This is a genomic window from Litoreibacter meonggei, from assembly GCF_003663885.1.
GTDB lineage: Bacteria > Pseudomonadota > Alphaproteobacteria > Rhodobacterales > Rhodobacteraceae > Litoreibacter > Litoreibacter meonggei.
In genome coordinates this window covers 292,699-305,828 of record NZ_RCCE01000001.1, presented here as the reverse complement: position 1 = coordinate 305,828, position 13,130 = coordinate 292,699, and the positions used below count along the sequence as shown (strand labels likewise).

Annotated in this window: 8 protein-coding genes; 5 read left to right on the top strand and 3 right to left on the bottom strand. The window is 58.4% G+C overall.

Annotated elements, in window-relative coordinates:
• Positions 1-31: 31 nt before the first annotated feature.
• Both BCF46_RS01425 and BCF46_RS01420 read right to left on the bottom strand, forming a co-directional pair.
• Complete coding sequence (locus BCF46_RS01425) at positions 32-700, bottom strand: TerC family protein (protein ID WP_121021003.1); 669 nt, start codon at positions 698-700, stop codon at positions 32-34.
• Positions 697-2,298 carry a GMC family oxidoreductase gene (locus BCF46_RS01420; protein ID WP_121021001.1) on the bottom strand — a complete coding sequence of 534 codons (1,602 nt, stop codon included), beginning with the start codon at positions 2,296-2,298 and terminating at the stop codon, positions 697-699. Before BCF46_RS01420 ends, BCF46_RS01425 begins: the two co-directional genes overlap by 4 nt.
• 155 nt (positions 2,299-2,453) lie before the next feature.
• On the opposite strand from BCF46_RS01420, the gene BCF46_RS01415 reads away from it, so the two are divergent.
• The 5 genes from BCF46_RS01415 (at position 2,454) to BCF46_RS01395 (ending at position 11,788) form a co-directional block, all read left to right on the top strand.
• Positions 2,454-3,245 carry an IclR family transcriptional regulator gene (locus BCF46_RS01415; protein ID WP_121020999.1) on the top strand — a complete coding sequence of 264 codons (792 nt, stop codon included), beginning with the start codon at positions 2,454-2,456 and terminating at the stop codon, positions 3,243-3,245.
• Between the two features lie 254 nt (positions 3,246-3,499).
• Complete coding sequence (locus BCF46_RS01410) at positions 3,500-6,757, top strand: Ig-like domain-containing protein (RefSeq protein ID WP_121020997.1); 3,258 nt, start codon at positions 3,500-3,502, stop codon at positions 6,755-6,757.
• Positions 6,758-6,828: 71 nt separating this feature from the next.
• Complete coding sequence (locus tag BCF46_RS01405; protein WP_170157830.1) at positions 6,829-8,322, top strand: TolC family protein; 1,494 nt, start codon at positions 6,829-6,831, stop codon at positions 8,320-8,322.
• Positions 8,319-10,619, top strand: a complete 2,301-nt coding sequence (locus BCF46_RS01400; protein ID WP_121020993.1) for an ATP-binding cassette domain-containing protein — start codon at positions 8,319-8,321, stop codon at positions 10,617-10,619. The genes BCF46_RS01405 and BCF46_RS01400 overlap by 4 nt, the downstream gene beginning before the upstream one ends.
• Positions 10,619-11,788: an HlyD family type I secretion periplasmic adaptor subunit gene (locus tag BCF46_RS01395; protein WP_121020991.1), complete on the top strand. Its 1,170-nt coding sequence runs from the start codon at positions 10,619-10,621 to the stop codon at positions 11,786-11,788. The genes BCF46_RS01400 and BCF46_RS01395 overlap by 1 nt, the downstream gene beginning before the upstream one ends.
• A 3-nt stretch (positions 11,789-11,791) precedes the next feature.
• Here the strand turns inward: BCF46_RS01395 and BCF46_RS01390 are convergent, their stop codons facing one another.
• Positions 11,792-13,048 (bottom strand): glycerate kinase type-2 family protein, encoded by a 1,257-nt coding sequence (locus tag BCF46_RS01390; RefSeq protein ID WP_121022223.1) that lies wholly within the window; start codon positions 13,046-13,048, stop codon positions 11,792-11,794.
• Between the last annotated feature and the right edge of the window lie 82 nt (positions 13,049-13,130).

Genomic DNA, 13,130 nt, shown 5'->3' with positions numbered 1-13,130 from the left:
AGGTGCGATGGTTGAATTCTTTGGCGAAGGGCTAATGCCCCTTGCTCATATCGTATCCCTCGAACCAGCCCATCATCGGACCGATCCCTGTGGAGGCGTCAAACACGCCGCGGTAGAACATCTCGCCTGCTACGTAGAGCAGCACGATGAGGCCAAGCCAGCTGATCCATGGGTAATGGGTTAGAAGCTTCATAATCATGGTTGCGGCGAAAGCCATCAGGACGATGGCAAGGCCAAGCCCGAAGATCAGCATGTTGGTGTCACCATCAGCGATAGCGGCGACTGCCAGCACGTTATCAAGCGACATCGAGACATCTGCGATGGTGATCGAGAGCAGTGCAGAGGCCATCGTTCGCGTCGGCTTGCCGGTATATCCCCTCGTCGGGTCATCGGCGCGTTCAAGAGCAAGCTCGGCTTGTTCATCCACGTTGTCGCGAATTTCCGAGTATAGCCGCCAGCACACCCAAAAAAGCAGCAACGAGCCAACGAACAAAATACCCGGGATGCCCAAAAGTTTCGTGGCGACCACCGCAAAGATGATACGCAGCAGCGCTGCGATTACCATACCATAGAGGATAGCCTTCTTGCGTAGTTCAGGGGCGAGACCAGCAGCGGCCATCCCGATGATCAACGCGTTGTCGCCGGACAGGATCAGGTCGGCGACGACAATTTTGCCGAAATCTAGTAAGGTGTCGATCATGCTACGGCGTCCTCGAGAATCATGTCAGAAACTTTCTCGCCGATCATTATTGCCGGCGCGTTGGTGTTGCCGCTCACGATGGTCGGCATGATGGAGCAGTCTGCGACCCGGAGCCCCTCGATCCCGCGCACTTGAAGGCGTTCGTCGACGACAGACATGTCATCTTGGCCCATCTTGCAGGTTCCTGTCGGGTGGTAGATCGTGACGGCAGTGTTGCGCGCCCAGTCGAGTGTTCCTTCGTAGTCATCGAAGGCCACCTCGCGACCAGGGGCGAATTCCTCAAGGATATGCTCTTTCAGCGGACTAAATTCCGCGATGCGTCGCGCGACCTGTATGCCTTTGACGATGGTGCGTTGGTCGGTTTCCGTCGCTAGGTAATTCGGGTGAATGGCAGGATGGTCCTGCCAGTTGCCCGATTTCAGCGCCAGATGACCGGTGCTTTCCGGACGCAGCTGCAAGACGGAGGCGGTGAAGGCCGAGAACTTATGCGGCCCATCAGCGGGGTGAGAGGCCGAGAATGGCTGGATGTGGAATTGAATGTCCGGAACGTCCATATGATCTTCGGTTTTCAGGAAACCCGTACCAAGGCTCGCCGCCATCGCCATAGGGCCACTACGCTTCAGCGCGTATTCCAGCGCGATCATGCCTTGCTTGAAGTAATTCGACACTTCCACGTTGATTGTCGACAGATCAGTTTTGAAGATTGGCCGGGCTTGCAGATGATCCTGCAGGTTGCGCCCGACGCCTTTCAATTCGTGCGTCATCTCAATGCCATGGGCTTTGATACCATCCACATCACCAATTCCAGATAACATGAGGATTTGCGGGGAACCTATTGCACCTGCTGACAAAATTACTTCTCTGTGGGCGCGTATTTCGATGTGCTGGCCCTTAAGGTCAACCTCGACACCAACAGCGCATTTTCCATTCATGATCAGTTTTTTGGTCTGGGCGTGGGTGATGATTTCAAGGTTGTGACGTCCACGGGCCGGCTTGAGATAAGCCACAGCCGAAGAGCAGCGACGACCGTTCGCCATAGTCAACTGGAAATAGCCCACGCCTTCTTGGTCGCCATTATTGTAGTCAGCATTCTTTTTGTAACCAGCCGCCTCGGCCGCATCGATCCACTTGTCGACCACATCGCGCTTCAGGCGTGTCGGGGACACTTGCAATGGTCCGCCTGTGCCGCGTTCTTCGCCGATATCGGGGCCGAGCCAATTCTCGGATTTCTTGAAATAGGGCAGGACACGGTCCCAGTCCCAACCGGCGTTTCCAAGCTGCGCCCAATGATCGTAGTCCTGTGATTGCCCGCGCACATAAAGCAGCCCGTTAATAGATGACGAGCCACCAAGCACACGACCGCGTGGCCACGGGATAGACCGGCCGTTCAACCCCGGATCACTGGCAGCTTTGTAGCGCCAGTCTGTCTTTGGGTTGTCCATGGTTTTGAAGTAGCCAACCGGGATGTGAATCCACGGATTGCTGTCGCGGCCACCGGCCTCAAGAAGGGCAACGGTGTGCTTACCGTTCTCGGAAAGACGGTTCGCAATGGCGCATCCGGCGGAGCCAGCGCCCACAATCACGTAGTCAAATTCCAAAAAACCCTCCCGAAATCAAAAAATGAGACTTGCGGTCTCGTTTTTGATAGGTGTAGCCTACAGAGATTCGCGATCTAAACAAGCGGTTTTCGACTGGCCGCCTTTGTGAGGTGCCGTGCAGGCCATGCAGAGCCGCGCGCTTATTGGAGGAACACATGCCAAATACTTTTGCCCAGAAGGGTGATGCGGATGCGCGGATTCCAACAAATATGCGCACGCTGTTGTTGTTGGAGGCCTTGGGACGCAGCGACAAGGCCATGACGCCCACAGAGTTGAATGCGACCATTGGATTGCCGAAACAAACCGTGCACCGTCTTTGCGCGACGCTGGAAGCCGAGGGGTTTCTGGTGCGCGACGGGGACGGCAAAGGAAAAGGCTACCGCGCTGCGCGCCGCTCGCGAATGATGTCTTCAGGTCTGCTACACGCGAGTTGGGCCAACATTTCCCGTCATCAGGTTTTGTCGGAAATCGCGAGCACCGTGGGGGAGACGGTTAACTATGTCGTGCCGGAAGAGGCCGGTATGCGCTATCTGGATCGGGTTGATACCGGTTGGTCGTTTCGTATTCAGTTGCCGATTGGTACGCACGTCCCGTTCCACTGCACCGCGTCGGGTAAGGTCTATATGGCATCGCTACCTCCCAAGGCGCGATCCGCATTCGTAAAGGCATTGACCCTGTCCGAGCATACGATGAAGACCCATACATCGCCTGAAGCGTTGATGTCAGAACTGAAATTGATCGCAAAGCAAGGCTATGCCGAGGATGACGAAGAGTTTCTGGATGACATGGTCGCCGTTGCGGTTCCTATACGTGACATGTCGGGGCGCTACGTGGCTTCACTAGCGGTGCACGGCCCAACACAAAGAATGAGTCTCGCAAATGCGCGCGATATGCTGCCGAGCTTGCAATCCGCTGCGCAGAAACTGCGCGACGCGTTGTTTGCCTAGGGTCGGAGAGCGTTTGCACGTCGACGGCATTCAAGTGACGTAGACTGGCGCTTTCATCATACAGAGGTCTCGCTCCACGGACGCGAATGACTTGACGGCGGTGTTGCCGTTAGGCCAGTGAAAACCACTACATATGGAACCTAACCAAATATGTCGGCATTTCCCCTTGGATAAATCGAACATTTCTGCTTTAAGAATCTGATAATAAATCGAGGCGCTGAAGTGCCCGAAGTGTAAGAGGCGGAGTGGTGGTAATGGAAGCGATTGAGTTCGTTGTTCGTGATCGTGCGGGTAACATTAGACGTGGTGCATTGGCGCAAGCTGAAACCGCAGATACAATTTTCATCAACAGCGGCGACGACATCTCCCTGAACCTGCGCAGGTTTCAAGTGGCTGGGTATGAGCGCGCTGGCGATGCGGTTATTGTCACTCTCGCTGATGGTCGCAAGATCCGGCTGGAGGGCTATTACAGCGCGGATGCCGACCTCTATATCAGTGCCGACGGGATTTTGACCGAAGTTGATCTGGCTGGTGCGCAAGAGGGCTTGGTCGATGCGGACTACGCCGAGGCGCAGATTTTCGGTAAGTGGAGCCCGGATGACGCGCTCTTTTATGTAGGTGGTCCTAAGGTCGACACTATTATTGCAGCGGACGCGGTTGCGGCTGACGAGACCGCAACCATGTTGGCGGCTCCAATCCTTGCCGGGTTGGGTGGCGCAGGTGTGGGCGGTCTTGGTGCCGCGGCTGGTGTCGCTGCTGTCGTTGGTGGTGCTGCTGTTATTGGCGGCGGCGGTGGCGGTGTTGCCCCGGATACCGAGGCTCCTGAGGTTTCGCTAGATGCCGGCGTCGTGTCAGTTGATCACGTATTCGACGCGGAGGATCACGCCGACGGCGTTGAGATCGGCGGCACAGGCGAGGCAGGTGTCGCGATCGTCGTCGAGATTGATGGTGAAACCCAAGAGACTGTTGTCGATGTGGATGGAGGTTGGCAGGTTGTTTTCGACCCTGCGCAAGTCCCTGAAGGCGAGTATGACGTTGACGTCATAATTACAGCAACGGATGACGCCGGCAATGTGACGACGATCACCGATGTCGTGCGTGTTGATACAGTTACTGTGGTCGACGTGCTTACGATTGACGGTGCCGCGACAGGCTCGGGTGATGTCATCAACGCGGTCGAGCATGCTGACGGCGTGACGCTGACGGGTACTGGCGAGGTGGGGGCCAACGTGGTCGTCACGATTGAAGAGAATGGTGCGACCGCGACTGCGGTCGTGGATGCTGACGGGAATTGGTCCGCAAACTTCGGCGCGGATCAAGTCTCGACAGGCGAGTATTCCAGCACGGTCACGGTAACCAGCACCGACGCCTATGGAAATCAAGCGACCGCAACGGCCGAAATGGTCATCGACACCCTCACCGTTGTGGCAATCACGGGCAACAACTCTGGCGCTGACGGCATCTACAACGATGCAGAGGCGGCGAGTGTCGCAGTCCTGAACGGAACCGCGCAATCTGGCGCCTCGGTGGTTGTGACATTGACGGGGCCGGGCGTTCCCACTCTGGGGACGCAAACCGTTACAGCGAGTTCCGATGGTACTTGGACGGTGCAATACCCGTCCAACTCGCTTCCTGCAGGTGAATATGACGTGACCGTAACGGCTGTTGCGACTGATGGTTCGGGTAACACCGAAACCACATCGGCCACGATCCCTGTGGATACGATTACTCATGTCGAGATCGCTCAGATCGAAGGCCAAACGGCTGGCACCGGTGTTGTTAATGCAGCAGGGCATGCTGATGGCGTGACGATGTCGGGGACCGGCGAGCCTGGCGGCAACATTACCGTCTCCGTTACAGGTGGCGGCACCGCAACGGGCGTTGTAGGCGCGGATGGCACTTGGGACGTGGCGTTCCAGCCTTCGGAAATTCCAACGGGCGAGCGTATGGCGGAAGTGACCGTCTCTATCGTGGATGCAGTCGGCAATACTGACACGGCAACCTCGATGATGAATATCGATACGATCACTGACGTGGCAATCACCGGCAACAACACCGGTGCAGATAACGTGATGAACCTGGTGGAAAGCGCGAGTGGGACCGTCTTGAACGGTACAGCGCAGGCGGGGGCGTCTGTAGTGGTCGCAATGGCCTCCGAGGCGGGCGTCATGTTGGGCGGCCAAACGGTTATTGCGAACTCTAACGGCACGTGGACCGCAAACTTCGCTGCCGGCACATTGCCGGGCGGTGAGTATAATGTGAACGTCACGGCAGCCGCGACGGACGGGGCGGGCAACACCGCGTCAACCTCGTCTACCTTTGCGGTGGATACCGTCGCGAACGTGACCGTCGATACGCTCAACGTCGAAGGCGACAACGTCATCAACATTGCCGAAGCCAGCGACGGGGTGCAAATCACCGGCACCGCCGAGGCCAATTCCCGCGTGGAAGTCGATTTCGGCGGTGCAACACGCACTGTTATTTCGGATAGCAACGGCAACTGGCAGGCTTCGTTTGGCCCAAGTGACGTTCCCGCTGGTGTCGAGACGACTATTCCGGTTCAAGCGAGTTTCACGGATGCGGCGGGTAACACCGCAGTGGCCAACGGGACGGTTGAAGTCGACACGATCGTACGTAACCTGAGTGTTGCCCCAGTGACCGGCGAGGGTGTCGTAGACGCGGGCGAGGCTGGTACTGGCTTCACGCTGACAGGCACTACCGAGGCAGGCGCGCAAGAGGTTATGGTGACCTTTCACACCCTACCGGCCCGCCCCGCAACTATTGGCGCAGATGGCAGCTGGTCGGTTACCTTTGGTCCGAACGAGATTCCGCAGGGCGAATACACGTCCGACGTGACCGTCACCACGATTGACCGGAACGGCAACCCCGACAGCGTCTCGACGCCGGTGACAGTAGACACCGAGGTGCCGGATGCGCCGATGGTGATTTCCTACACCGAGTTCACCAACGGCTCCGGCGTGTCGAATATCAGCACGGAGCTGACAGACGACATTGTGGCTATTAGTCAGATCAACAGTGACGGAGTAATCTCGGATGTGGCCTATGACACGGACACCACTCCGGCAATAGCGGGTGTGCGCGACGCGAGCCTGGATTTTACCTTCAACGAGCTTATCCCCGATGGCTCCAGCTTGGTGATCAACTCCGAGGATACTGTCGGCAACGAGAGCGCCACGCTGGTTGTTCTTGATGACAGTACGCCGGGTGCAGTGAATGTCTCCATTGCTGGGCTGGACGGCTTTGATGTCGGTGCCATTGATCTGTCGATTGTTCAAGAAAGCGAGCTGACCCTGACCGAGGCAGATCTTCTGGGACTGTCGGACGACACCAACGCGCTGATCGTTCACGGCGAGGGCAACGATGTGCTCAACGTGGCGGGTGCGCAAGCAACAGGTGCTACCGAGACAATCGGTGGGCGGGTCTATGATGTCTACACATTGGGGGATGATGGTAGTCTGATTATCGACCAGACCGTTACAGTAAACTACTAAAAGCGGGCGGGGGCGTATCCAGAAGGATGCGCCCTTTTCCAACCTCTCGAATTTATAAGAAGGGGCTCCGCATGGGACACAGTACAAGTAGGCGCGCAGTTATGCGCATGGTGTTGGCAGGCACCACCGCAGTTTCACTAACGGGCTGCATGGGCAACGAAGCGTCGCGAGGGGTATTCTCTGGCGAAAGACCTGTGTTGAGCGAGAACGTCAAAACAACGGGTCGCTTTGCAGAGGGCGTTCAGGCCGGGCGAGACGGCGAAGAGGCCACTCCGATATTCGGCTTCCTGAAACGCAAACTCAAAGGCGAGACCGCGACGCGCGATGCGTCGAACATTGCCGTTGGTGAAAACCTCACCGGCGCGATCGTAAAACCGCAACCAGCGCTCGCTGGTGGGACAGGGGGCAAAGAAGGGTCGTATCTGATCGACACTTTGCTGCGTCGCCAAGCCGTTCTGGATGCCAGCTCCCCTTATGGCAAGGTTGCGGGCTCCGTTCTGGCAGCGAATTCCCGTGCGGCCGAGGCCGAGCTGCGCTCTGCCAAGTTGCGCGCGGAAGCCGCGTCGAAGAACTGGTTGCCGACAATTGGCCCTGCGCTGACATTGTCGTCCTTGGGCGAGGTCATCGCCTCCATGGTCATTGACCAAGTGCTGTTTGATAACGGCCGCAAGAAGGCCGAACGCAGCTTCGCCAAATCCGATGTGGAAGTTGCCGCTGTCGCACTGGCGCAGGACACGAATGACCGCGTCTACGCGGCGCTTGATCTTTATATCACCGCCGAGAAGGGCCGCGCGCAAGCCGAAGCGGGAAGCCGAGCAGCGGATCGTTTGGGCGAATTTGCATGGGTTATGGACCAGCGCGTGCGGGGTGGGGTATCCAACCCCGCCGACTTGCAGATCGTGAAGCAGAAGCTTGCCGAAGCCGAGAACCAACGCAATTCTGACTTGGAAACGGCGCGCACCGCGATTGCAGAGCTGAACGCGATGTCGTTGAAACCGCTGAGTGACGTGCGTGGCCTTGCTCCCATCGGCAATTCCAAAGTGGCCAAACCGCTGTCTATCCTGAAGGCCGAGGCCGAGCGTGACCGCGACATCGCGGAAGCCACGATCAACCGCGCAGGGTTCCTGCCGGGGATTTCCGCGAAAGGCACCTTGCAAAAAGGCGGGGCCACGGGCGGGATTTCCGTGGGCGCGCCGAACGGGTTCGGGTTCGGCACCAAGGCCAGCTTGAAAGCCATCGAGGCCACCAAGGAAGCCGCCGCGCGCCGTGTGTCGCAAGCCTCCGAAGACCAATCGCGCAAAATGCGCAGGTTGGAGCAGAACCTGATTTCGCTGAAACGCCAGCAGGCGCAGGGGCAGGGGCTATTGTCTTCGGCCAATGAAAACCTGTCGCTGTTCGACCGCCAGTATAAGGCAGGCCAGCGTCCGGTGATGGATGTGGTGCGCGTCTATGAGACCAAGGTCGCCACAGAGCGCGACCAGATCGGCCTCAAGTATCAGATTGCGTTGGTAGAGTTGCAGATTGCCCATCTTATGGGTGCGTTGGTGGATGGTGAGGATATATGAGCACGCCCGTCATTGCGTTTGACATGGCGCGAGCCAAAGCGGCTCAGGCATCAAATACTGCGAAGCTGAAACCGGTTGAGACTCCGACCTCGGTGGCCAATGATCCCGGTTTGCGCGTTCCGATGCCACAGACGCCTGAGAATGCAGGGCGGTTCTCCAAGAAGTTGCGTAATCGCGCCAATCTGGTGTCGGTCTATGCGGGTTTACTGGGGGTTGATTTGCAGCCTTCCGATGTGCTGGGCGCCGCTGTGGAAATGCCTCTGGATGCCGGTGGTGTGTCGCCTGAGCTGCTGGCAAACGCGATGAAAAAACTGGGGCTGGTCTGCTCCGTGCGCAATGTGGGCTTGCGGGGGGATTTATGGCCCGCTTTGGCCGAGATGAAGACCGGCCAGTTGGTCTTGGTGCTGGAGCAGCACGAGCAAACCCTGACGATCTTTGACGAGACGATCGGCGACCGCCGCACGGAAGTGCCGCTGGGAGAGTTCGCCAAAGTCTTCTCCGGCAAGGTGCTGAAGGCCGAAAGCTCTATGCGGCAGGTCGAGGAAAAGCACCGTCTAGACGCCAAGCCAACCCATTGGTTTTGGGGAGAGTTCCCGAAATACAAACGCCACCTGATCGAGATCACCGCAGGCTCTTTCGTGGCCAACATTCTGGCCGTAGCCGTCGCGCTGTTCTCGCTGCAGGTCTATGACCGCGTGATCCCGCACCAGTCCCACGCGACGTTGTGGGTCTTGGCCATCGGCGCGATGGGCGCATTGACGCTGGAGGCGTTCTTGAAGATCGCCCGCGCCCGCATGATGGACGGGGCAGGTCGCAAGATCGAACTGGCCGTGCAGCAAACCCTGATGAGCCGCCTTTTGGGAATGCGCGCTGGCACGCCGGGGGCGACGCCGTCCGGCACGTTCTCCGCGATGCGCGAGTTTTCCTCCATCCGCGAGTTTTTCACCGCCTCGACCATCGGGTCGTTGACGGATGTACCGTTTATCTTCTTGTTCCTGCTGCTGGTCAGCTCGATCGCTGGCAATGTGGTTTGGGTTTTGGTGGCAGGGGGCATCTTGATGCTTCTTCCGGGGTTTTTCCTGCAAAAGCGCATGATGAAACTGACCGAAGAGACGCAAGGCGCCTCGGTCAAAGCAAACCGCTTGCTGCACGAGGCCATCTACGAAGCCGACACGGTCAAATCACACCGCGGCGAAGATCGGTTCGCACGTCTTTGGGGCGAATTAAACGCGCTGTCCGCGTTGAAATCGTCCGAGCAACGCCGCCTAGCCTCTGCCCTGACCTTCTGGTCGCAGGGCGTTCAGCAAGCCACCTATGTGGGCGCGGTTGTTGTTGGCACCTTCCTTGTGTTCGCGGGTGAATTTACCGTCGGATCGATCATTGCTGTCGGCATTCTGACGTCCCGCACCCTTGCGCCGCTAACCCAACTGGCGGGTACGATGTCGCGGTGGTCGAATGTGAAGACCGCGCTTGTCGGTCTCGACGCGGTGGTGGAAAGCCCGCAGGATTATGACGCCGAACGCAGCTATTTGCGTCGCGAACGCATCACCGGACGGTTTGAAGCGCGCGACCTGATCCACCGCTACGACGAAGATGCTGCACCCGTGCTGGATCTGGGGGGCTTCGCCATTCCGGCAGGGCAGCATGTGGCGGTTCTCGGGGCCAATGGCTCGGGCAAATCGACGCTGATCAAACTGCTTTCGGGCCTGTATGTGCCGGATAAAGGCCGCGTGCTGATCGACGGCATCGACATGGGGCAAATCCATCCCAAAGACCTGCGCCGTGGCGTGGGTTATCTGAGCCAAGAGGTCCGCCTGTTTGCAGGATCGCTGCGCGAGAACCTTAACCTGTCGGGGCTTGAGCGTGACGATGCGCGGCTGTTTGCGGCCCTCGATTTCGCCGGGCTTGGCCGCTATGTGCGCGAACACGCCAAAGGGCTGGATTTGCCAATTCACGACGGCGGCTTGGGCCTGTCTATCGGTCAGCGCCAGTCTATCGGCTGGGCGCGGTTATGGCTGCAAGACCCGTCCGTGGTGTTGCTGGACGAGCCGACTGCGGCGCTGGACCAATCGCTGGAAACCGCTCTGGTCGCCAATCTTCAAGGCTGGCTTAAAGGCCGTACGGCGGTGATTGCCACGCACCGTATGCCGATTCTTGCCCTGACCGAACGCGTGATGGTCCTCAAAGGTGGCAAGCTGTCGGTGGACGGGCCGCGCGAACAGGTTCTGGATCATCTGAAAAAGACCAAAGCGGGCGTCCAAGGTGTTCAAATCAACACACCGAAAGGGGGCAAGTGATGGCCACCATCGACGCTGCATTCGACGATGACCTGCGCGGACCTTCTTGGGTTATCCGTATCATCGGCCTTACCGTTGTGGCCTTCATAGTCTGGGCGTCCTTTGCATGGGTCGACGAGATTGTGCGCTCTGAGGGGGAGTTCGTGTCTTCTTCCCGCCCGCAAATTATCCAGAACTTTGAAGGCGGCATCCTGTCAGAGCTTCTTGTTGCCGAAGGCTACACCGTGAACCCCGGCGATATTCTGGCGCGCCTGTCCGTTACCAATTTCCAGACCTCCGTGGATGATCTGCAAGATCAGATCGACGCGCTGGAAATCCGCCGCATGCGTCTAGAGGCGGAGCTTGCCGGACAGTTCGACTTCTTCGTTGCGGGTGATCTTGAACGCCGCCAGCCCGAGATCGTCGCGTCCGAGCGTGCGTTGCTGAATGCCCGCCAGACCGACTTCGAAGGCCGCACCGACAGCGCCCGCGCCATTTTGAAAGAGACCCGTCGCGAGGCGGCGTTGATGGAAGACCTGTTGACCCAGAACATCGTCTCTTTGGTCGAGGTGTCGCGCGCCCGCAAAACCAACACCGACGCCGAGGCGAAATACAAAGAGATCGTCTCCAAGGCCGAACTGGACCGTGCCTCTGCCTATTCCGACACGCTGAAAGAGCTGGCCACGCTGCGCCAGAACATGAAGCTGAGCAAAGACCAGTTGGCGCGAACGGTTATCCGCTCCCCGATGAAGGGCATCGTGAACAACGTGGCAATTTCGACCATCGGCGGCGTTGTTCGTCCGGGCGAGGAGATTTTCCAGATCATCCCGATGGGCGAGGAATTGTTCGTCGAAGCCAAGGTGAAGCCCAAGGATATCGCCAGCCTGCGTCCGGGGCAGAACGCCACCGTGAAGCTGTCAGCCTATGACTACACGATTTACGGCACCCTGACGGGTAAGGTTCAGGTGATCTCTGCCGACACGTTCAAGGACGAGCGCGTGGCGGATGGCGACCCGCATTATAAAGTGCTGCTGTCGGTTGATATGGAGCACCTGTCACCGCGTCAGAAGTCGGTGGAAATTCGCCCCGGCATGTTGGCGCAGGTTGAATTGCACACGGGCGAGAAGACTATTTTGCAGTATCTGACCAAGCCGCTCTACAAATCGCGCGAAGCATTCCGCGAGCCGTAGGCTTTAGCTGCGGATGAATATCTGCACATCAGCGACGTTGGTGCCAGTGCCACCTGTCATCAGCAAATCACCTGACGCGCCAAGCGCTGCGTAGGCGTCATTATTCGCCAACAGGGCTTCTGGATTAACACCAGCGGCTTTCATCCTTGCGAGAGAGCCCGCGTCGACCAACCCGCCAGCCGCATCAGTAGGGCCGTCCCGCCCGTCTGTGCCACCAGACAAGAACACCCAGTCACCGGGGATGTCTTGCAGCGCAATGCGCAGGGCAAGGTCTTGATTCCGACCGCCTTTTCCGTTTCCGGATAGGGTCACCGTAGTCTCCCCGCCAAAGAGCAGAACCGCAGGTTCATCTTGTGGAAGGGCGCGGAAAATCTCTGCCAGCTGCGGGGCGACGTCTGCCACGTTGCCTTCCAGCCGGTCATTGATGATCTGCGCCTCCGGACAGGCGGTGCGCATGGCGTCGAGGCTTTGGCGGTTCGAGGCAATCAGATGGTTTTCCGCTGTCGGCAAGGTTTCGATGTCCGGCTCCGCGCCGCTCAGGTGAGCCTGAACGCTGGCAGGCATGTCGTCCCAGATATTGGCCTGCTCCAGCAACGCCTTTGCGCTGGCACGGGTGCCGATCGGAGCGACCGTTGGTCCGGACGCGATCGCACGCAGGTCGTCACCCACGACGTCTGACAGGATATAGGCGGTGACTGGAGCAGGGGCCGCTGCACGCAACAACCCTCCGCCTTTGAGGCGGGAGAGCTGTTGACGGATGTGGTTCATGTCGTTGATCTCTAGCCCCGAACCAAGTAGCACTTTGTTAACATGCGCCTTTTCCTCAAGGGTGATGCCTTTTGCAGGGGCGGGAAGAAGCGCCGAGCCACCGCCCGAGATGAAGGCAATGACGCGGTCCCGAGGCCCCGCTTTGCTTAACAACTCCTCAACGGCCCGTCCGGCGGCTTCGCCAGCAGCGTCCGGTACCGGATGGCCTGATTGCAAAACACGGCAACCACCGACCGGTGCCGCGTTTTCCGGATTGGTGACGGCGAGCGCCTCGAATGTGCTGGACGCCGCGACATGGTTAATCGCTGCGCGCATCATGGGGACGGCAGCCTTGCCAACGGCGATCAGGAAGAGCGTTCCGTCAGCGTCCAAGGCGGTGTTTTGCAGCGCCCGCTCAACTGCGTGCCCGGGGTGCGCCGCCAAAATAGCAGCGTCAAAAAGGCGTTTCGCCTTGGTGCGCATGGTATCGACGGTCTTAGTTTCAGATTTCATAATATTATATTTAATCAGTGTATTGTGCTGAATAGTTGAAGTGGTTTTGGTGGGGGGATCTGTGATCCGTTCCAAATGCTTC